Annotated in this window: 20 protein-coding genes and 1 pseudogene; 17 read left to right on the top strand and 4 right to left on the bottom strand. The window is 62.9% G+C overall.

Annotation, left to right across the window (positions count from 1 at the left end; translation table 11 throughout):
- Positions 1–2: 2 nt before the first annotated feature.
- On the top strand, positions 3–1,388 hold the full coding sequence (locus tag ACFXS9_RS28285; protein ID WP_392694455.1) for an ATP-binding protein: 1,386 nt from the start codon (positions 3–5) through the stop codon (positions 1,386–1,388).
- A gap of 149 nt (positions 1,389–1,537) precedes the next feature.
- Here the strand turns inward: ACFXS9_RS28285 and ACFXS9_RS28290 are convergent, their stop codons facing one another.
- Positions 1,538–2,080, bottom strand: a complete 543-nt coding sequence (locus tag ACFXS9_RS28290; RefSeq protein ID WP_392694458.1) for a DUF3617 domain-containing protein — start codon at positions 2,078–2,080, stop codon at positions 1,538–1,540.
- A gap of 102 nt (positions 2,081–2,182) precedes the next feature.
- Entirely contained in the window at positions 2,183–2,488 is a 306-nt protein-coding gene (locus ACFXS9_RS28295; protein WP_392694461.1) for a hypothetical protein, read from the bottom strand.
- A 166-nt stretch (positions 2,489–2,654) separates the two neighbouring features.
- On the opposite strand from ACFXS9_RS28295, the gene ACFXS9_RS28300 reads away from it, so the two are divergent.
- From ACFXS9_RS28300 to ACFXS9_RS28315, 4 genes and pseudogenes are all read left to right on the top strand, one after another.
- Positions 2,655–3,116, top strand: coding sequence for a hypothetical protein (locus ACFXS9_RS28300; RefSeq protein ID WP_392694464.1), 462 nt, complete (start codon positions 2,655–2,657; stop codon positions 3,114–3,116).
- Between the two features lie 123 nt (positions 3,117–3,239).
- Positions 3,240–3,932 (top strand): ribonuclease T, encoded by a 693-nt coding sequence (locus ACFXS9_RS28305; RefSeq protein WP_392694467.1) that lies wholly within the window; start codon positions 3,240–3,242, stop codon positions 3,930–3,932.
- Positions 3,933–4,175: 243 nt separating this feature from the next.
- A pseudogene (locus tag ACFXS9_RS28310) lies at positions 4,176–5,037 on the top strand (23S rRNA (adenine(2030)-N(6))-methyltransferase RlmJ).
- Positions 5,038–5,299: 262 nt separating this feature from the next.
- Positions 5,300–5,515, top strand: a complete 216-nt coding sequence (locus ACFXS9_RS28315; RefSeq protein WP_028350729.1) for a cold-shock protein — start codon at positions 5,300–5,302, stop codon at positions 5,513–5,515.
- 170 nt (positions 5,516–5,685) lie between these two features.
- On the opposite strand, the gene ACFXS9_RS28320 is transcribed toward ACFXS9_RS28315, so the two are convergent.
- The gene (locus tag ACFXS9_RS28320; protein ID WP_392694471.1) at positions 5,686–6,306 is read right to left on the bottom strand and encodes an outer membrane protein; all 621 of its coding nucleotides are present in this window, start codon (positions 6,304–6,306) and stop codon (positions 5,686–5,688) included.
- A 222-nt stretch (positions 6,307–6,528) separates the two neighbouring features.
- On the opposite strand from ACFXS9_RS28320, the gene uvrC reads away from it, so the two are divergent.
- The 9 genes from uvrC (at position 6,529) to ACFXS9_RS28365 (ending at position 15,659) form a co-directional block, all read left to right on the top strand.
- Positions 6,529–8,595: an excinuclease ABC subunit UvrC gene (gene uvrC / locus ACFXS9_RS28325; protein ID WP_392694474.1), complete on the top strand. Its 2,067-nt coding sequence runs from the start codon at positions 6,529–6,531 to the stop codon at positions 8,593–8,595.
- Between the two features lie 102 nt (positions 8,596–8,697).
- Positions 8,698–9,312 (top strand): CDP-diacylglycerol--glycerol-3-phosphate 3-phosphatidyltransferase, encoded by a 615-nt coding sequence (pgsA, locus tag ACFXS9_RS28330; RefSeq protein ID WP_334417845.1) that lies wholly within the window; start codon positions 8,698–8,700, stop codon positions 9,310–9,312.
- Positions 9,309–9,560 (top strand): molybdopterin converting factor subunit 1, encoded by a 252-nt coding sequence (gene moaD / locus ACFXS9_RS28335; RefSeq protein WP_392694478.1) that lies wholly within the window; start codon positions 9,309–9,311, stop codon positions 9,558–9,560. Before pgsA ends, moaD begins: the two co-directional genes overlap by 4 nt.
- Positions 9,561–9,566: 6 nt before the next feature.
- Positions 9,567–10,034, top strand: coding sequence for a molybdenum cofactor biosynthesis protein MoaE (locus tag ACFXS9_RS28340; protein ID WP_392694481.1), 468 nt, complete (start codon positions 9,567–9,569; stop codon positions 10,032–10,034).
- On the top strand, positions 10,034–10,999 hold the full coding sequence (gene prmB / locus ACFXS9_RS28345; protein ID WP_392694484.1) for a 50S ribosomal protein L3 N(5)-glutamine methyltransferase: 966 nt from the start codon (positions 10,034–10,036) through the stop codon (positions 10,997–10,999). Before ACFXS9_RS28340 ends, prmB begins: the two co-directional genes overlap by 1 nt.
- A 104-nt stretch (positions 11,000–11,103) precedes the next feature.
- Positions 11,104–12,450, top strand: a complete 1,347-nt coding sequence (locus tag ACFXS9_RS28350) for an aspartate aminotransferase family protein (protein WP_392694486.1) — start codon at positions 11,104–11,106, stop codon at positions 12,448–12,450.
- Between the two features lie 102 nt (positions 12,451–12,552).
- Positions 12,553–13,134: a phage holin family protein gene (locus ACFXS9_RS28355; RefSeq protein WP_392694489.1), complete on the top strand. Its 582-nt coding sequence runs from the start codon at positions 12,553–12,555 to the stop codon at positions 13,132–13,134.
- Positions 13,135–13,322: 188 nt separating this feature from the next.
- The gene (locus tag ACFXS9_RS28360) at positions 13,323–14,789 is read left to right on the top strand and encodes an EAL domain-containing protein (protein WP_392694492.1); all 1,467 of its coding nucleotides are present in this window, start codon (positions 13,323–13,325) and stop codon (positions 14,787–14,789) included.
- A gap of 15 nt (positions 14,790–14,804) precedes the next feature.
- Positions 14,805–15,659, top strand: coding sequence for a TIGR01459 family HAD-type hydrolase (locus ACFXS9_RS28365; protein ID WP_392694495.1), 855 nt, complete (start codon positions 14,805–14,807; stop codon positions 15,657–15,659).
- A gap of 167 nt (positions 15,660–15,826) precedes the next feature.
- Here ACFXS9_RS28365 and ACFXS9_RS28370 read toward each other — a convergent pair whose 3' ends face one another.
- Entirely contained in the window at positions 15,827–16,222 is a 396-nt protein-coding gene (locus tag ACFXS9_RS28370; RefSeq protein ID WP_028350718.1) for a response regulator, read from the bottom strand.
- 484 nt (positions 16,223–16,706) lie between these two features.
- On the opposite strand from ACFXS9_RS28370, the gene ACFXS9_RS28375 reads away from it, so the two are divergent.
- The 3 genes from ACFXS9_RS28375 (at position 16,707) to ACFXS9_RS28385 (ending at position 20,341) form a co-directional block, all read left to right on the top strand.
- The gene (locus ACFXS9_RS28375) at positions 16,707–16,865 is read left to right on the top strand and encodes a hypothetical protein (RefSeq protein ID WP_392694498.1); all 159 of its coding nucleotides are present in this window, start codon (positions 16,707–16,709) and stop codon (positions 16,863–16,865) included.
- Between the two features lie 180 nt (positions 16,866–17,045).
- A complete protein-coding gene (locus tag ACFXS9_RS28380; protein WP_392694501.1) occupies positions 17,046–19,889 on the top strand; it encodes a peroxidase family protein in 2,844 nt (947 codons plus the stop codon).
- 185 nt (positions 19,890–20,074) lie between these two features.
- A complete protein-coding gene (locus ACFXS9_RS28385; RefSeq protein ID WP_392694504.1) occupies positions 20,075–20,341 on the top strand; it encodes a hypothetical protein in 267 nt (88 codons plus the stop codon).
- The last annotated feature ends 773 nt before the right edge of the window (positions 20,342–21,114 follow it).

Raw genomic sequence — 21,114 nt, forward strand, 5'->3', positions numbered from 1 at the left:
TCATGAGCACGCTCGACACCGGCCTGACGTTCATCCGCAACGCGTCGCAACGCGTCTCCAGGGCCAATGGCTGGATGGGCAACGCGTTCAAGAGCTGGATGCCGACCGGCCTCTACGCCCGCGCGCTCCTGATCATGATCGTTCCGATGGTGATCCTGCAAACGGTCGTGGCGTTCGTGTTCATGGAGCGGCACTGGAACACGGTGACGCGACGCCTGTCGGCCGCCGTGGTGCAGGACATCGCCAGCCTGATCGATGTCTACAAATTCTATCCGCAGGACAAGGACCGCGCGCAATTGCGCCGCGTCGGGCAACGATTGCAGCTCGTGGTCGATTTCCTTCCGGTCGGCGATCTGCCGCAGCCCGGGCCAAAACCGTTCTTCTCGCTGCTCGACCAGACCTTGTCGGTGCAGCTCGGTCGCCAGATCGGCCGTCCGTTCTGGATCGATACCGTCGGCAAGTCCAATCTGGTCGAAATCCGCATCCAGCTCGACGATGCCGTGATGCGCGTGTTCGCACAGCGTAGCGCCGCCTATGCCTCCAATTCGGAGATTTTCATCTTCTGGATGCTCGGTACCTCCTCGATCCTGCTGATCGTCGCGGTGCTGTTCCTGCGCAACCAGATCAGGCCGATCCTGCGGCTGGCGGACGCCGCCGAAAGTTTCGGCAAGGGCCGCGAGGTGCCGAATTTCCGTCCGCGCGGCGCGCGGGAGGTGCGGCAAGCGGCACAGGCATTCCTGGAGATGAAGGCCCGCGTCGAACGCTCGATCGATCAGCGCACCGCGATGCTGGCCGGCGTCAGCCACGATTTGCGCACCATCCTGACCCGCTTCAAGCTCGAACTGGCGCTGATCGGCGACAGTCCCGAAGTCGACGGCATGCGCAAGGACGTCGACGAAATGTCCGGCATGCTCGAGGCCTATCTCGCCTTCGCGCGCGGCGACAGCGGCGAGATCGCGCAGCCGACCGATATGGCGATGGCGCTGGAGGAGTTGCGCAGCGACGCCGAACGCCACGGCCATACCGCAACCGTGACGTTCCACGGCCTGCCGGTGGTGACGGTGAAGCCGGCCTCGTTCAAGCGCTGCATCGCCAACCTCGTTTCCAATGCGGCGCGCCACGCCAACACGGTCGCCATCACCGGCCACCGCGATCACCGCTACCTGACGGTGACGGTCGACGACGACGGGCCGGGCATTCCGGTCAACATGCGCGAGGAAGTGTTCAAGCCGTTCCTGCGGCTCGACGATGCCCGCAACCAGGATGAGGGCGGCACGGGCCTCGGCCTCGCCATTGCCCGCGACATCGCCCGCTCGCACGGCGGCGACATCACGCTCGGCGACAGCCCGATGGGCGGCCTGCGCGCGGCGGTGAGGGTGCCGGTGTAGGCAGGATAGACGGGACGTTGTCGTCCCGGCCTTGAGCCGGGACCCATACGCCGCGGCCCGCGGAAAGGGCACAAGGGAAGACGGCTTCCTTCGCCATGAGCAACGGTGGTTGGGTCCCTGCGTTCGCAGGGACGACAAATTCTGCTTCGTTACTTCGCCGGCTGCTTCGGGATCAGCGCCTTTAGCTTTTGCATGTCCTTGATGTTCATCTTCATGCCGCCAGGCATCATGATGTCGCCGGGCTTCTGGTCGGCCTTGCAGGCGCCGACCCATTTGGCCTCGATCGTGGAAGTGGAATCGTGCGCGCCGGCCCGGCCACCCTCGCTATGCGAGGTCGATTTCACGGTGTAGGCGGAGTTGAAGTCGCCGGTGATCTCGGCCTTTGATTTGACCGTCACGCCGGCGATGCCGCAGACCGAATCGGTGACATAGCCGGTCGCCGTCTTCAGGATCTCCTGCTTCGAGCAGATCTCCTTGGCCACCGGCGACATTGCGGTGCTCATGTCCTTGTCCGTGGTCTCGTCGGTGCATTGGTGCATCGTCATCTCGGGTGACGGCGAGCCTGTGCTCACCACCTTCATCTCCCACAGGCCGGCCTTGCGCACCGGCAACTCCACGGCGATAGCGCCGCTTGCCGGCAACAGAGCAAGCACACCAACGGCCGAACAAGATACAAGAAGCAGTCGTCTCATGCGTGGCTCCCGCTGAATTCTTCCAGAGATCGTCATCGCGAAGTGAACACACGCTCCGCGTGGCGAAAACATGTCCGGCCGAAAAACAGGTAGCGGCAGCGCTCAGTAAAGCGTGCGCAGCGGCCGCTCAGCGGCGCCATAGGGCACCCAGCGACAGGCAAAGGAGACGTAGCCGCCGTAATTGGGCTGTACGCCGAGGAATTTCACCACCTTGCCGTAACGGGCGCAGTGGTCGACGGCGAGTTGGCGGGCGTCGGCCTGCGTCGCGAGCGTATAGGCGATGATGCCGCCGGTGTCGTTGCCCTTGAACGGTGGCACCGTGTCGATATCCCACCAGTGCGCCTGCGCCGGCGCCGCCGCCAGCATCCCGCCCATGGCAATCAGGCTCGCGGCCACAATTCTTCGCATCGCAGACTCCATTTCGCTCGAACCGCACCATAGTGTGCGCCGATGGCCGTGAAAAGAATGCTTGCGGCACGAGGCGGACTTGGCTGTCAGGTGTTGCCGCGCTGCACTTGACCTTGTCAGGGCTTCGCGGCACCGTCCCGTGCGTTGGCTTACCGGCGGATTCCCCATGCGCAATTTGTTCAAGTCCTTGAGAGCACTCGGTCCGACGGCGGCGGCGCTCGCCCTGCTGGCCTCCGGCCACGCCGCCCAGGCCGCCAATCCCTTGGAATTGAATTTCTGGCTGTCAGGCCCGCGCTATGACGGCGGCGTTGCCGAATGCGAACGGGCGCTGTCGACCATCGCGTACCAATTCCGGGAGAAGGAGGGCAAGTTCTGGAATTCGGCGCTGACCATCACCGGCTTTGGCCGGATCCAGGAAACCGCATTCCGGCCCTGGCAATCCGACAACATTCCGCGTCGCTTTTGCAGCGGCGATGTGATGCTGAGCGACGGCAAGATGCGCAGCGTGCACTACTCGATCATCGAGGATGGCGGCTTTGCCGGCTTCGGCCAGGGCGTCGAATGGTGCGTGACCGGGCTTGACCGCAACTGGGCCTATAGCCCCGGCTGCAGGGCCGCGCGGCCCTGATCGCCCTGAAATCCGGCAAACGACCCGGCTGACTCGGGCCAACTCTGCGGTCAATCCAATTTTGTTCTTGAAATGTTCCGGCTCCCTGCTAGGCTCCTGGTAGTCGAGTAGAGGGGGCGTTCGATGCACCGGTCCATCATTATTTCGCGGATTATTTCACGGCTTCTGATTTCGCTGGCTCTTGTTGTCGCCTTGGCCGGGACAGCGCCCGCGCAGGACCGCCGGCAGAACGCGCCGGGCGAATTCGATTTTTATGTCCTGGCTCTGTCCTGGTCGCCCTCCTTCTGCGAGGCGGCGGCTGAGCGCGGCAATAGCGGGCGTTCACAGACCCAGTGCAGCCGCCCCTATTCCTTCGTGGTTCACGGCCTGTGGCCGCAATATGAGCGCGGCTTTCCCGAATATTGCCAACGACCCTCGCCGCGGCTCGATCGCAACATCATGACCTCGATGCTGGACCTGATGCCGGCGCCCGGACTGATCTTCAACGAGTGGGACAAGCACGGCACCTGTTCGGGCCTTGGCGCGCGAGCCTACTTCGAGACCACCCGGAAAGCGCGTGCGGCGGTAAAGATTCCCGAGGAATTCCTGCAATTGTCGGAGCAGAAGACCATCGCCCCCGGCGATCTCGAAGAGGCCTTTATCAAGATCAACCCGGGCTTGAGCAGTTCGGCGATTTCGGTGACCTGCTCGAGCCGGCGCCTGAGCGAGGTGCGGGTCTGCCTGAGCAAGGACATGCAATTCCGCGCCTGCGACGAAATCGACCGCCGCGCCTGCCGGCGTGACGAGGTGGTGATGCCGCCGGTACGGGGCGGCTGAAGACCCGCTTACCGTCATGCCAGGCATGGCGGCTCGCTTTGCGCAGACTGCTCGAAGTTGTCTGCGTTCCCGGTCATCCACGGCTTATCGTCATCTGCAAGACACGTGGATGGCCGGGACCTATCTGCACCAAAACGTGGTCGGCATTTCGGCCCTGCCCGTGAGGCGTTTCGCGAAGCAGGACAAGCCCGGCCCCGACGAGTAGAAGACAATACGTCTTCTCCAATTGGTCGGCCGATTGCCATGAACTACCGACACGCCTTTCACGCCGGCGGCTTTGCCGATGTCATCAAGCACATCGTGTTGGTACGCATGCTGACCTATCTGCAGGAAAAAGCAGGCCCCGTTTCGCGTCATCGACACCCATGCCGGCGCCGGGCGCTATGATCTCACGGCTGAGGAGGCGCGCCGCGGCGGCGAATGGCTGACCGGCATTGCGCGGGTAATGCAGGCGCGGTTCTCGGAAAGCGCGCTGCCGCTGGTGACCCCGTATCTCGATATCATCAGGGCATTCAACGCGCCGGGCCGGCTCGAGGCCTATCCCGGATCGCCCCTGATCGCCCGCGCGCTGCTGCGGCCGCAGGACCGCCTCACGGCCTGTGAAATCGAGCCCAATGCCCGCAGGCAATTGATCGATGCGCTGCGTCGCGACAGCCAGGCGCGGGTGGTCGATCTCGACGGCTGGACGGCGTTGCCGGCCTTCGTGCCTCCCAACGAGCGGCGCGGTCTGGTGCTGATCGACCCCGCATTCGAGCAAAAGGACGAATTCGAGCGGCTGGCCGGCGGCTTCGCCGAAGCCTACGCGAAGTGGCCGACCGGCAGCTATCTGATCTGGTATCCGGTGAAGAGCCGGCGGGCCACCGACACGCTGGCACGGCTCGTCGCAAGCGCTGCCGCGGCCAGCAGGCCGGCCGGGAAATGTCTGCGTCTTGAATTCAGCGTTGCGCCGCAGGAGCCGGGCGGCCCCCTCGCCTCCACCGGCCTGCTGATCGTCAATCCGCCGTGGACGCTGGCCGGTGAGTTGAAGACAATACTACCCGAGCTCGAAAAACCGCTCGGCCAGGGCGGGGCCGGCCGGTTCAGGCTGGAAACGCCCAAGCCGTGAGCCTCGGCGCGGCCGGTGGAAAGTGCGAGATCGCCGTAGGCAATTTACGCGAAACCGTATTATGCTCAGTCCGTTGGGACTGGCTTTACGTTCCGCTTCCGCGAATGGTTGCGGCGGAGTGATCAAGGCCGAACAAAATCCGGGTCGATCGGCGGCGTGAATCCGATCGGTTCAGGTGGCCAGGCTTCCGGCAGCGAATGTCCGGTCGGCCGATACGCGAGGTGCGCGTAACGGCAGAGCAATACGGGGGAGGAGTTTCCCGATGGCCATGACTGGAACAGTCAAGTTCTTCAATGGAGAACGCGGCTACGGCTTCATCAAGCCCGATGACGGCGGCCGCGATGTGTTCGTGCACATCACCGCTGTCGAGCGGGCCGGATTGAAGGATTTGACTGAAGGGCAGCGCATTACGTTCGAGGTCGAGCCGGACAAGAAGGGCAAAGGCCCCAAGGCGGTCAACCTGGTGATTTCATCGTGAGCTGACGCTCGCGCTGAACGCGGACTGAATTCTTGCTGCGAAGATCGCGCTGGGCATGGCGTCGCCGTCCACAGCGTTGAGATTTGCAATGCCCGCGGCCTGAAGGCAAAAAAATCCCGGCGACTTACTGCCGCCGGGAGGTGGTCGCCGCAAGTTTCTTTTTTTCTTGGCTAGAAGCGCCAGTTCACGCCGGCCCGTATCAGGCCGAACCGGTAACCGTTCGACGCACCCGTAATAACGAAGTTGCTGTTAGCCAGATCGACATAGAGATATTCGATCTTGGCGCTCCAGTTCGGCGCGAGTCCCACTTCGGCGCCGGCGCCGAGCGTCCAGCCCAAATTGGTATGAGATTCCGTCAGGCCAAAGGTAGTAGCGCGCAGCTCGCCGAAGGCGAGACCGCCGGTGCCGAAGAACAAGACGTTGGTGAACGCGTAGCCGGCGCGGCCGCGAACCGTGCCGAACCAGGGATTGGAAAATTTCCATGGCGCGAAGGTTTCTTCGGCGCCGGTCGCCTGGATGTCGCCTTCGAGACCGAACACCCACGGTCCGCCGTTCTGCCAATTGTAGCCGGCCTGAACGCCGCCGACGAAACCGGACGGCTTGGCCGGATTGTTTGCGACCGAACCCCAGGCATAGCCGATGTTGGCGCCAAGGTAGGGACCGGCCCAGCTATCGGGACGGAACAGCGACTGGTTGACCGTATTGGGCGATCCGTAGAAGTCTGCTGCCTGCGCCGACATGGTCCAGCCAGCGGCGACCAGCGCCAGCGCGCCCGACACAACCCTGCTCATCACGCACCCCACGCAACTGCCGCAACCAAGCCTGGCGGGAGATCGGCCTGGTTACGGAACCCCACCTTTTCTGCTAAGATTTATCGAGAATTTTAAGTTAAAGGGGTTGTTAAGCCGGGTTACCCGCCGCCCATCATTCTTAAGGATCCGTTACCGGCGCCCCTTCGGCAACGCGCGCCGCGAGCGCTGGCGATGCCGCCTCGCAGCGCTTAGTTTAGGGCCATGGATCACGATTCTACCGACCATCCGAAGCCTCCGAGCAGGGCGCGGCGGGGTTCCCAGCCGGATTTGCCGCCACCGGACCAGACCGCGGCCGATGTCGATCCCGCAACTTCCGCTGCCGAGGAGGACGACGAGGCGCGGCTGCCGGAAGCGCCCGAGGAACCCGCTGATGCGATTGCCGAAGGCCCGCTGGCAATCGGCCACGCAGCCATCGAAAACGCTGTGCGACTGGCGCCGACCTCTCCCGGCGTCTACCGCATGCTCAATACCGCCAGCGACGTGCTCTACGTCGGCAAGGCGAAGAACGTTCGCAAGCGGCTTGCCTCCTATGCCCGCGCCAACGCGCCATTGCCGGCGCGCATCCTGCGGATGATCGCGGCGACCGTCACGGTCGAGATCGTTTCCACCACGACCGAGACCGAAGCGCTGCTGCTGGAAGCCAACCTGATCAAGCAGCTACGGCCACGCTTCAACGTGCAGCTACGCGACGACAAATCGTTCCCCTACATCCTGATCACAGGCGACCATTGGGCGCCGCAGATCCTCAAGCATCGCGGCGCGCAAACCAGGCCCGGACGATATTTCGGGCCGTTCGCATCCGCCGGCGCCGTTAACCGCACCATCACGGCGCTGCAGCGCGCGTTTCTGATCCGCTCCTGCACCGACGGCTTTTTCGAAAGCCGCACGCGGCCCTGCCTGCTGTACCAGATCCGCCGCTGCTCCGGGCCCTGCACCCGCGAGATCGACTTCCCCGGCTATGGCGAGCTGGTGCGCGAGGCGACCGATTTCCTGTCCGGCCGCAGCCATGCGGTGAAGGAGCTGCTCGCAGCCGAGATGGAGAAGGCATCGAACGAGCTCGAATTCGAGACCGCGGCACTCTATCGCGATCGTCTCGCCGCTCTGTCGGCGATCCAATCGCAGCAGGGCATCAATCCCCGCACCGTGGAAGAGGCCGACGTGTTCGCCATCCATCAGGAAGGCGGCTATTACTGCGTGGAAGTGTTCTTCTTCCGCACCGGCCAGAACTGGGGCAACCGCGCCTATTTTCCGCGCGCGGAGAAGTCGTTCACGCCGCAGGAAGTCCTGGCCTCGTTCCTCGCGCAATTCTACGACGACAAGCCGCCGCCGAAACTCATTTTGCTGTCGCATGAGATCGAGGAATGCGCGCTGCTGGCCGACGCCCTATGCGTGAAGGCTGGCTACAAGGTCGAAATCTCGGTGCCGAAGCGCGGCGAGAAAAAGGAACTGGTCACGCATGCGCTGACCAATGCGCGCGAGGCGCTTGGCCGCAAGCTCGCCGATACCGCGACGCAGAGCCGGCTCTTGGAAGCGATGGCCGCCACGCTCGGGCTGCCGCAGGTGCCGAAGCGCATCGAGGTCTACGACAACAGTCACATCCAGGGCACCAACGCGGTCGGCGCAATGATCGTGGCGGGACCGGATGGCTTTATCAAAAACCAGTATCGCAAGTTCAACATCAAGTCCGAGGGACTGACGCCCGGCGACGACTACGCGATGATGCGCGAAGTGCTGGAACGGCGCTTCAAGCGGCTGTTGAAGCCGCCGGAGGGCGATGCGGCCAAGGCCAAGGCCGACGATGACTCGTTTCCGCAATGGCCCGACCTCGTAATCATCGATGGCGGCCGGGGACAGCTCAACGCCGTCAGAGAAATTTTCCAGGGCCTGGGACTGACGCAGGTCTCCCTGATGGCCGTGGCAAAAGGCCCGGACCGCGATGCCGGGCGCGAGACCCTGTTCATGCCGGATCGCGAAGCCATCAAGCTCGAACCACGCGATCCCGTGCTGTATTTCATCCAGCGGCTGCGCGACGAGGCGCATCGCTTCGTGATCGGCTCGCACCGCAAACTGCGGAAAAAGGACATCCGGGAAGCGGGCTTGCAGGAAATCCCGGGCATCGGCCCGTCACGCAAACGTGCTTTGCTCCATCACTTCGGAACACTGAAGGAGATCGAGCGGGCCTCGATCGCGGACCTCGGCAAGGTTCCAGGCGTTAGCGCCGAGAGCGCCCGCAAGATCTTTGAATTTTTCCATGCACAGGCGGGTTAAGGGGACTTCATGTCGAGAGGCATGTCATTTGGGCGTCGCCTGCGACAGATGATCTAAATCCGCACGGTTGACCTTCACGCTCCAGCGGTATTGGTAAGACGGATGAACATCGCGACAACCAGGGGACAGGCCAAGACCCTGTCCCTGCCGAATATTCTAACCTACGCCCGTATCGCCGCCATTCCGGTGGTGGTCGGCTGCGTTTTCGCCCAATCCATCCAGGACGGCCCGCTGTGGCTGCGCTGGGTAGCGCTGGCGGTCTTCCTCGCCGCCGCCGTGACTGATTACCTTGATGGCTACTATGCGCGAATTTGGGACCAGCAATCCGCCTTTGGCCGGATGCTCGATCCGATCGCCGACAAGCTCCTGGTAGCGTCCTGCCTCTTGATGCTGGCCGCCGATAGCAGCATCCATGGCTGGACCCTGTGGGCCGCCATCGTGATCCTGTGCCGCGAGATCCTGGTCTCGGGCTTGAGGGAATATCTCGCGGCGTTGCGGGTCAGCGTACCCGTGACCAAGCTGGCCAAATGGAAGACCACGATCCAACTGGTTGCAATCGGTTTCCTGATCGCGGGCGAGGCAGGTGAGCAGCTCCTGCCTGCGACCACCCTGATCGGGATCATCCTGTTGTGGATGTCGGCGCTCTTCACGATCTACACCGGCTGGGACTATTTCCGCGCCGGCATCCATCACCTCATCAAGGAGGATGAGGGATGAGGGTCAAATATTTCGCCTGGGTGCGTGAGCGGGTCGGCGTCGCGGAAGAAACCGTCGAGCCACCGGCCGACGTGCGCACGGTGAGCGATCTGATCGGCTGGCTTTCCAGCCGCGGCGAGGCTTACGCCCATGCCTTCGAAAAGCCGAAGGTGATCCGGGCTGCGATCGACCAGGCCCATGTCAAGCCGGATGCCGTGATATCCGGCGCGCGCGAGATTGCGTTCTTCCCGCCGATGACCGGCGGCTGACTTACTATGTCCGTCACCGCGACCATTCGCATCCAGGAAGCGGATTTCGACGCTGCGCAGGAGATAGCGGCGCTCACCAAAAGCCGCACCGATATCGGCGCGGTCGTTACCTTTAGCGGCATCTGCCGCGGCAGCGAGAACGGCGAGCCGATCGCAGCCCTGACGCTCGAGCACTATCCCGGCATGGCCGAAGCCGAGATCGGGCGCCACGCCGACGAGGCGCTTTCGCGCTGGCCCTTGCAGGGCCTCACCATCATTCACCGGTTCGGCCGCATCGCACCGGGCGAGAACATCGTGCTCGTGGTGACCGCCTCGCCGCATCGTCAGGCGGCCTTCGAAGCGGCGGAATTCCTGATGGATTATCTGAAGACCAACGCGCCGTTCTGGAAGCGCGAGGAAAGCGAAAAAGGCGCGAACTGGATCGAAGCGCGCGATCATGACGACGCCGCAGCCGCGCGCTGGACCAAGTCCTGATGGCCAAGCGCACCAAGCCGGCGGCGAAGCGCGGCCAGACCACATCGAACCTTCCCAAGGTCGGCGCAGGAGAATTGCTGACGCTGCTCGACTTCGCCCGCTATGCCGTCAGCCGCTTCGTCGAGGCCAAACTGGTACTTGCGCACGGCACCACCGATCCGCTTGCCGAAGCCGCATTCCTGGTCTGCGAAGCGCTGCACCTGCACCCCGACCAGTTCGAGACGTTCGCGACCGCGCGCGTCACCGCCGCCGAAGGCAAGAAGATCCTCGATCTGATCGCGCGCCGCGTCACCACGCGAAAGCCCGCCGCCTATCTCGTCAACAAGATCTACATGCGCGGCCTGCCCTTTTACGTCGACGAGCGCACCATCGTGCCGCGCTCCTTCATCGGCGAATTGCTGGACCAGCACTTCGGGCGCGACGGCGATGACGAGGCGGGCTCGCTGATCTCGGATCCTGACACGGTGGAAAGCGTGCTCGATCTCTGCACCGGCTCGGGCTGTCTTGCCATCCTGGCCAGCCGGAATTTTCCGAATGCGGCGATCGACGCCGTGGATATCTCCAAGGATGCGCTCGAAGTCGCCGCGCGCAATGTCGGCGATTACGGGCTTCAGGACAGGCTCACGCTGTACCGCGGCGATCTGTTCACGCCGCTGGGGGACAAGCGCTACGACCTCATCATTTCCAATCCGCCCTATGTCGATGCGGATGGCATGGCCGGCCTGCCGCGCGAATGCCGTGCCGAACCGAAACTCGCCTTCGATGGCGGCTCCGATGGGCTCGACATTGTCAGGCGCATCCTCGACGAGGCAGCCGCGCACCTGACGCCGCAGGGCGGACTGTTATGCGAGATCGGCCGCTGCCGCCCGCAACTGGAAGCCGCCTATCCGCAACTGCCGCTGCTCTGGCTGGACACCGAGGATTCCGAGGGCGAAGTATTCTGGATCGCGGCGACCGATCTCTGAACTGTCCGATTGCGCGAAAAATATCACGTCGTGGTGGCGTTCCCGTGTCGCGACGAAACTGATACCTTGGGGCAAATCCGACGTTCAAGCTGAAGAGGCCGCCCATGCTGGACAAGAGCCCCCGCCCCACCCCCGTCAACGTTCCGAACGATCTCGCCGCGCACTGGATGCCGTTCACCGCGAACCGCGCGTTCAAGAAGAACCCGCGGCTGCTCGCCGGCGCGAAAGACATGCACTACTTCACCGTCGACGGTCGCAAGATCATCGACGGTGCCTCGGGCATGTGGTGCACCAATGCCGGACACGGCCGCACCGAGATTTCGTCGGCGATCGCCAAGCAGGCCGAGGCGCTGGACTACGCGCCGCCGTTCCAGTTCGGCATCCCGCAGGCCTTCGAACTTGCGAGCCGCATCGCCGAGCTGGCGCCCGATGGGCTCGACCACGTGTTCTTCTGCAACTCCGGCTCGGAGGCGGCCGACACCGCGCTGAAGATCGCGCTGGCCTATCACCAGATCAACGGCCAGGGCAGCCGCATCCGCCTGATCGGCCGCGAGCGCGGCTATCACGGGGTCGGCTTCGGCGGCACCGCCGTCGGCGGCATCGTCGGCAACCGAAAACTGTTCGGCTCGCTGCTCACCGGCGTCGACCATCTGCCGGCGACCTATGACCGCGAGAAGCAGGCGTTCAGCAAGGGCGAGCCGGAATATGGCGCGCATTTCGCCGACGAGCTCGAACGGCTCGTTAACCTGCACGGCGCCAACACCATCGCTGCCGTGATCGTCGAGCCGATGGCCGGCTCGACCGGCGTGCTCCCGGCACCGAAGGGCTATCTCAAGCGGCTGCGCGAGATCACCCAGAAGCACGGCATCTTGCTGATCTTCGACGAGGTCATCACCGGCTATGGCCGGCTCGGCTTTGCCTTTGCCGCCGAGCGCTACGGCGTCACGCCCGACATGCTGACCTTCGCCAAGGGTGTCACCAATGGCGCCGCGCCGATGGGCGGCGTGCTGGTGCGCGACACCATCCACGATGCCTTCATGAGCGGCCCGGAACATGTGACCGAGCTGGCCCATGGCTACACCTATTCCGCGCACCCGCTGGCCTGCGCCGCGGCTCTTGCTACCCTCGACATCTATCGCGACGAAAAGCTGTTCGAGCGCGCGCGTGAACTCGAGCCGAAATTCGCCGACGCCGTGATGTCGCTGCGCAACGAGCCGGGCGTCGTGGATATCCGCACCATCGGCTTGACCGCCGGCATCGATCTCGCACCGCAGGCCGATGCGCCGGGCAAGCGCGGCTTTGCCGGGCTCAACAGCGCCTTCCACGAAAACGACCTGATGCTGCGGGTGGCCGGCGATACGCTGGCGCTGACGCCGCCTCTGATCATCACCGAAGACCAGATCGGCGAGATTGTGGACAAGGTCGCCAAGGTGATCCGAGCGACGGCGTAGTCGCCAGCATCGGCTCTGACCGGGTAGGAACATTCGAAACGACCCCGCGTTCATTACCTTTGGCGGAGGCGATCCTGCCTCCGCCAGCGGAGGATTGCGGAAATGCTCGCACCTTCGAGCGGCTTGCTGCGCGCCGGGATCGCACTGAAGCTGAATCAGGTCAAGCTGGCGACGCGGTCGTATTTGCGCGATCGGACCCATCAGGCGACGGGAACGATGACTTCCTATGCCATCGCCGCGGGCCTGTTCGCAGCAGCGGGCATTTTCCTGATCGCCGCCTGCCTGGTCGGCATGACCGCGCTGTTTCGCTGGATCGAGATCCATTACGGGCCGTTTTGGGCCTTCGGCGCTATCGGCGCATTGCTCGCGACAATCGCCGCGATTTGCGCCGGGCTCGCCGCCGCCAAACTCAGACAAAGGCCGCCGCAGTTTCCTTCGCTTACAAGCCGCCTGCGCGTGGCGATCAAGGCCAGTCCGATTGAACCGGACCAGATCGAAGCGACGCGGGACACCGCCAGGTCAATTCTGCAGGCGCCCTCGGCAGCTCCCACGCGCGACCGTGCTCGGCGCCGATCCCCGGGGAGGGACACCAGGCATCTGCAGGCCGGTCTTATCCTGATGGCGACATTATTGGGCCTGGCGGCGACGCGACGGCGATGGCATGCGCGGCACTCGGACGTTTGACGGCGCAACGGCGCTGGCTATTGCACCGCTTTGATCGCAGGTTCCGACCGTGTTCAAAGAACACTAGCTCTGCGAATCAACATTGATGCTAAGGTTGCGCCGCTGGGGAATGCGCAAGTCAGACGATGCCTGAAACTTCCGTGTTTTCCCGGGGAGCACAGTTCGGACCTGAAGGCGTAGCGCGCGACATGATTCGCATTTCGACGATTTTCATCGCCATCTGCATGGTGCTGGTTGCAGCCTCGCTCGGCCTCGTCCTGCATACGGTGGCGGGCTTCAACGGCACCGAATCCGCGATCGTGGCGCTCACCGCGCTGACCTTCCTGATCCTTTACAACGCCGTGTCGATGCGGCTGCGCGACCGCTCCGACGTCGGCGGTCAGATCGCCGATCTTTCCCGTGGCACCGCCGACCTCGCCCGTCAGGTCGCCGAATTCGGCCGCCGGCTCGCCGCCGTCGAGAGCCGCCTGGTGTCGGCGAACTCCGCAAGCTCCGACCGCATCCAGGCGGTGGTCGGCGAAATCAACGAGCTCGGCGTCCTGGTCAAGCAACTGGCGGTCTCGGTGGCGGGCCATGAGGATCTATTGGCCCAGGGTGCGGCGGCGCCCCCCGCCCCGGCCGACCGCCCGGATCCCGAACCTCCGAGCGAACCGGCAGTCGCCGCGGAGCAAGCCGCGCCGATCGCCGCCAGGCCCGCACCGGCCGCCGCGAGGCCGGCAGCGGCTGCAATTGCCGCGGAAGCCGCTCCGCCCTCACGCAACCAGCCGCAACTGCTTGCCGCGGTGAAGAACGCCGTCGAGGAAAACCGGCTCGACATCTACCTGCAGCCGATGGTGACGCTGCCGCAGCGCAAGGTGCGCTTCTACGAGGCGGTGACGCGGCTGCGCGACGACAGGGATCAGATCCTCGCCGCCGATGATTTCATCCCCACCGCAGAAGCCGGCGGGCTGATCGGCAAAATCGATCACATGGTGATGCTGCGCTGTATCCAGGTGTTGCGCCGCCTGATGGTGCGCAACAAGGACGTCGGCGTGTTCTGCAACGTTTCTGCGGCGACGCTCGGCAATGCCGCCAATTTCGCGCAATGCCTCGACTTCCTGGAGGCCAATCGGGCGCTGGCGCCCTCCTTCGTGCTCGAATTCAAGCAGGCGACGTTCCGCAATCTCCGCCCGACCGAAATCGAAAATCTCGCCGCGCTGTCGCAGCGTGGTTACCGCTTCTCGATCGACCATGTCACCGACTTGCGGATCGAGCCGCGCGACCTCGCCGATCGCGGCGTCCGTTTCATCAAGGTGCCCGCGGCATTGCTGCTCGATCCCAAGCAGAGCTCGACCTCGGACATCCACCCTTCCGATCTTTCCGACCTGCTCGGCCGTTTCGGCATCGACCTGATCGCCGAGAAGATCGAGGGCGAGCGCGCGGTGGTGGACCTGCTCGACTATGACGTGCGGTTTGGACAGGGCTTTCTGTTTGCACCGCCGCGGCCGTTGCGGCCCGAGGGGGCATCTGCTACCGGCGGGGCGACAGCGAACAAGGAATCCAGCAGCCCCAATGGCCCCAGCAACCCCATCCCCATGGCCAGCCAGGCCGCGGAGCCCCCGATGCGCGCGACCGGCAATGCCGCGTTGGCGCGCCGTGCCGCGGGACCGGGCTAACAGGCTTCCGACATCATGACCTCATTGCACTTCGTCGAGCGGCTACGCGACCTCGTGGATGGCGTCGAGGTCATCCTGTCCGATATCTGGGGCGTGGTGCACAACGGGCTGGAGTCCTTCCCCGAAGCCTGCGAGGCGCTGCACACCTGCCGCCAGCGCGGAGCTACCGTCATCCTGATCACCAACGCGCCGCGGCCGGCCGATTCCGTGCAGCGGCAATTGCGCAAGCTCGGTGTCGCCGACGAAACCTACGACGCCATTGTCTCTTCCGGGGACCTGACCCGGAGTTTCGTCGCCGATCATCCCGGCAAGAAGATATTCTGGATCGGTCCGGAACGGGACTCCTCGATCCACCGCGGGCTCGACGCCGTGATGGCGCCGCTGGAGCAGGCCGACTACATCATCTGCACCGGCCTGTTCGACGATGAAACCGAATCGGCGGAAGACTATCGCGCGATGCTGCTGCAGGCGCGCGAGCACAAACTGCCGCTGGTCTGCGCCAACCCCGACATCGTGGTCGAACGCGGCGACCGGCTGATCTATTGCGCCGGCGCGATCGCCGAGCTTTATCGCGAACTCGGCGGCGAGGCGATCTTCTACGGCAAGCCGCACCGGCCGATCTACGAGCGCGCGATGGCGCTCGCCGCCGAGCGCCGCGGCCATTCGGCACTGCTCGACCGCGTGCTGGCCATTGGAGATTCGGTGCGGACCGATCTCACCGGCGCGCACGGCTTCGGAATCGATTGTCTTTTCCTCACCCGCGGCATCCATTCGGAAGAATTCGAGGGCATCGACCAACTCGATCCGGCCTCGGTGAAGGAGCTGTTCGGTCACCCGCCCCGCGCGCTGATGCGGGAGCTGCGGTGGTAGGTGCATCGCTGCACCGGACTCAAAATTGCGAAAACAACCCCATGCAAAGTAGGAATGGGCCTTACATGATCCGAAAACGCAAGGCCTGGCAGGGCTCATGAGAGCGCAGCATGCCCGGGATTGGGCCGGGCATCACGAGAATTGGAGCGAGCTGGAGACCAGGCGCCTTACGCCGTCGCCATGTCCGGGAAGACCGCCTCGATCTTGGTCTTCAGTGTCGCCGCGTTGAACGGCTTGACGATGTAATTGTTCACGCCGGCCTTCTTGGCGGCGATCACGTTCTCGGTCTTGGATTCCGCCGTGATCATGATGAAGGGCGTGGTGGCGAGATTGGGGTCGGCACGGACTTCCTTGAGCAGGTCGTAGCCGGTCATCGGCTCCATGTTCCAGTCCGAGATCACCAGTCCGTATTTCTTGCTGCGCATCTTGTTCAGCGCGGCCGAGCCGTCGCTGGCGTCGTCGATGTTGTCGAAGCCGAGCTGCTTCAAAAGATTTCGGATGATGCGGATCATGGTGCTGTAGTCATCAACCACCAGAACCGGCATGGACAAATCAACCGCCATCTTTTCCCCCACTCAACGCTTTACGCCACAAGATACCGACAGGCCTGCGCGACCCGCAGTCCTCCCTAAATGTCTAACATCGGCCGTTAAACAGCCCGTTAACGCAGAAGGCTTTTCGAAGGCTTCCGATTAGGTCAAGTTATGGCAGAAAACGCCCTGAAAACAAAAGGTTGAGGCGCATGTAAGCATTCGGGACCTTTCGGTTCCATTAAGCCCAAACGCCTCGGTTCCCTAGCTAGGGCCTAGTCGGGAAGATGCTCCAATGAACACCATCACAGTTCGTCGTCGCGCCGCCAAACAAGCATCGGAACTCGCGATGTCGGCTCATCGGGGTAAAGCGGAAGTCGCAGCGGTCCGGCCAAACCGACGCGAATGACCCGACTCGGACCTCCCGCGATGTCCGCTTTCGCGCCGCTATCGGCGGACCTTTAATTATCTCGACCCACCACCGAAGTTCGCCGACATTTTTCAGTCAACGGAAATCATGTTCTGGTCGGTCACGGTCTACGACATCGACACGCGCTCGCAGATGCGGATCTATCTCGGCGACCGCGCCGCATCGAGCCTGAAGCCATCGACGCGATGTCCCAGGCGCTATCGGAAGAAGCCTGCGAGTGCGGCTATGACGTGGCGACTTCTATGAAACGTTGCGGACCGCGTCGGCGTCGGTTGCTGCCAAATATGTGGCTGCCTGTGCGCGATAAAGCTTTCATCCTTTCGCATTCTCATCTCTAAAGCGCCACAGAGTGGGCTCCCGCTCCCAGCCTGCATGCCTTCGCAGAGGCGTCCGGAATTCCACAGCTCGGAAATCAGGGAGACGGACATGCAACTCATTCGAGCAGACCTCGATTTCATTCTCGCGCAAATTCGCTCCGCCGAAACCGGCGCACCTTTGGAAAACCCTTCTGTTCCGTTTGGGCTGCGGACGGTTGACGGCACGAACAACAGCGTGGTGCCAGGCCAGTCGGATTTCGGCGCCGCGGATCGCGTGTTCCCGCGGATGACCGATCCTGTGTTCCGCGAAGCGGACCTCGCGACGTCCTACTCCCAGACCACCGGTACAGTGATCGACCCCCAACCGCGGATCATCAGCAATGCGATTGCCGACCAGAATGCGAACAGCAACCCGGCGGCCGCCGCAGTCGACAGCGATGGCGACGGGGTTATTCCGAACGTCGATTCCGATGGCGCGGCGCCGTTCAATCAGTGGTTCACGTTCTTCGGCCAGTTCTTCGACCATGGCCTGGATTTAGTGAACAAGGGCGAGAGCGGGACGGTGTTCATTCCACTGCAGCCGGACGACCCTCTCTACGTTGAAGGTAGCCCGACTAATTTCATGGTGTTGACGCGTGCGACTAACCTGGCCGGGGCAGACGGGATCGTAGGGACTTCGGACGATATCCACGAGCACACTAACCAGACGACACCGTTCATTGATCAGAACCAGACGTACACGTCGCATCCGTCACACCAGGTTTTTCTGCGCGAGTACGCGCCTGACGCCAACGGCAATCCGGTAGCCACCGGGCGTCTGCTCGAAGGCGTCAATGGCGGCCTGGCAACATGGGCTGACGTCAAGGCGCAATCGAGGGAGCTACTCGGCATCGATCTGACCGATGCCGATGCGACCAACATTCCCCTGCTGGCAACCGACGCTTATGGGCGCTTCTTGGGCGGAACTCATGGATACGCCCAACTCGTGATGCCCGGCGTTGATGGCGTTGCGGGGACGCCCGACGACATCCTGATAGAAGGCAACCCCGCCAATCCCATCAGCACCACCGGGGCGGTCCGCACCGGACACGCCTTTCTGAACGACATTGCCCATGATGCCGTTCCGACCGGCAAGGTCGCGGACGGCGACACGGAGGTCAGCCTCTCGAACCTTGACGGGTCGGATACGAGCGGCAACTACGACAATGAGTTGCTCGATGCCCACTACATCACCGGCGACGGACGCGGGAATGAGAATATCGGCCTGACCGCTGTTCATCACGTTTTCCACGCGGAACACAACCGGCTGATCGGGCACCTGAAGGAGGTGATCCTGGCCGAAGTGGACACCGATCCAGCATTCGTGAGCCAGTGGCTGAAGCCGGGAGCGGATATCTCCGACGGCATCCAAGAGAGTGACTGGAATGGCGAGCACCTCTTCCAGGCCGCCAGATTTGCGACCGAGATGCAATACCAGCATATTGTCTTCGAGGACTTTGCACGTCGCATCCAGCCGAACATCGATGAATTCGAGGCGCACGACGTCACCATCGATCCCGCGATCGTGGCCGAGTTCGCGCACACGGTCTATCGGTTCGGGCACTCGCTGCTGCGCGAGACCGTTGACCGTCTGGATGCCGACGGCAACGTGGTCGACGCCAATGCGGAGGTAGCGGGCGATCAGCAGCTCAGCCTAATTGACGCCTTCCTCAACCCGCTCGCCTATGCGGAGCGTGGCGCCGACGGCGATGCTGCAGCGGAAATTGTGCGCGGAGCAACGCGCGAAGTCGCCAACAGCGTCGACGAATTCGTTACCGGTGCGCTGCGCAACAATCTTCTCGGTTTGCCTCTGGACCTTGCGACTATAAACCTCGCGCGCGGCCGTGACACCGGCGCGGCACCGCTCAACAGTGTCCGCGAGCAGTTCTACGCAGCAACCGGAGATCCCGATCTCAAGCCATATGCGAGCTGGGCGGAATTCGGGGACGGCATTAAGCACCCAGAGTCTCTTGTGAACTTCATTGCAGCGTACGGCGTTCATCCGTTGCTCGCTGATGCCGCCACGGTGGCGGAGAAACGTGACGCTGCCGTCACGCTTGTCTATGGGACGGCGGATGACCCGACCACGGAGGCAGACGAGAGCGTTGGCCCGGACACTGATTTTCTCAACGGCACTGGAGCCTTCGCTGGCGTCGAGACTGGTCTCAATGACGTTGATCTGTGGATCGGGGGCCTGGCGGAGAAGCCGCTGGCGTCGGGCGGGCTGCTGGGCTCGACCTTCAACTTCGTGTTCGAGACTCAGATGGAAAATTTGCAGAATGGTGACCGCTTTTACTACCTGTCGCGGTTGGAAGGTACGAATTTCCTAAATCAGCTCGAGGGCACCTCATTCTCCGAGCTGGTGATGCGCAACACTGATACCACTCACCTTCCCTTCGACGTCTTCGCGGTGCCCACCTACACGATCGAAGCCGGCGACCCGTCAACCTATCCGGTCGACGCTGCCGGAAATCCATTGGTGATGACCAACCAAGGAGGCAGGCTAGGGTTTCTTAGCGACGATCACGTCGTGATCGGCGGCACCGACCGGACGGACAGGATTCAGTCCGGCGCCGGGGACGATACGCTCTGGGGCGACGGTGGCAACGATGTCCTCGACGGCGCCCTCGGCAACGATGCCGTGATCGGTGGCGACGGCAACGACCGCCTGACCGGCGGCGACGGCGACGACTTCGTCAACGGCGCCGCCGGAAACGACGAGGTAGGGGGCGGCGCAGGCTCCGATCTGCTCGTCGGCCTGGAGGGCCGCGATCGCATCAAAGCCGGCGATGGCGACGACGAGGTCTTCGGGGGCCTCGGCAATGATCAGATCTTTGGAGGCGCCGGCAACGACGAGCTGCTGGGGAACGAGGGCGATGACTGGATGAAGGGGGGCAGGGCGACGACCACCTAATCGGTGATAACGGCAATCCGTTCGGCGAGCCGCTCCCGGACACGGACACGGCCCTATTCTCGGGTAGGGCAAAGAACTACACGATCGATCATAATGCCGATGGCTCAATCACGGTCACCGACAAGGTCGGCGCCGAGGGCACGGACACGCTGCAGAATATCGAACGCCTGCAATTTGCTGATAAGATGATTTTGGCAGACGGCTCAGCTGAAGCGACCGGCGGTGACGGTGCCGACACCTTTGTGTTCAACTTTGACGCTCTCAAGGGTGAACACAACACCGCAACCATCACTGATTTTGCGAAAGTGGACAAGCTGCAACTTTTGAACGACGTTTACGTCAAAGTATCCTCCGACCATCACGGCGGAACGCTGCTGCAAGTCGGCGACGACGACACCATCGATTTGCTGGACGTAAAGCCGAATGGATTGCACCATCGAGACTGGACATAAGACCAAATGCTGCGTCGCTCTAAGTGGGCGGCGCAGCACTGCTCAATTTGTGAGATGATTCACCATTTTCTTACAAGGGACCAACAGTGTCGCGTCCAGCGCGGTGATCTAGGCAGCGATGATCATAGCGTCAGAATTGCGATCCCGCTGGTCGATAATGTCTGCGTTAGTCAATTTCGGACCTCAGCTGATTCCTTTGCCGCCTGACCGAGGAGACATTTACTTTTGCCATCGGCCTCCCAGCGATTCAGACCTCTTCATCGTGCGAGAGGAATACGCGCCGCTGCACACCGCGCCATCGACCCCGGGGGTTCGTTATCAAGCAGATGACGACACCCCGACGTATACCAGCCAGCAGTCATCGCGTGCCCAGCGAGCGGTTTCGGGTAGACCATTCCGCCAAGTGGCGCCACATCCCCAGCTGCGTGCCCACTCGCTGGCATCACGCTTATGGTGGCCACATATCTTGGTTGCCGAACGGACCCGGATCGGTAGGTGCACGCCGACGACGTATTGAACAAGGCACCATTTGCACTCGTCTGTGGTGCATGAGTCCGTAAGTGGCACCTTTGAGACATGCCGATGGACGCTGAAAATGTCTGCTTATCGGGGTGGACCGGAAGTTGTTGGCGCATTGTCAAAATGACGAGATTGACCCGTAACGGACATCCGATCTGAATGACCTCCGACGCTGACCCGTCACGTTCCTCAACACCGCAAGTGAGGAAGCATAGCGATCCAAAATTACACGTCAGCAAAGGCACCATGTTGAG

The organism is Bradyrhizobium sp. RDI18, assembly GCF_043203335.1.
GTDB lineage: Bacteria > Pseudomonadota > Alphaproteobacteria > Rhizobiales > Xanthobacteraceae > Bradyrhizobium > Bradyrhizobium retamae.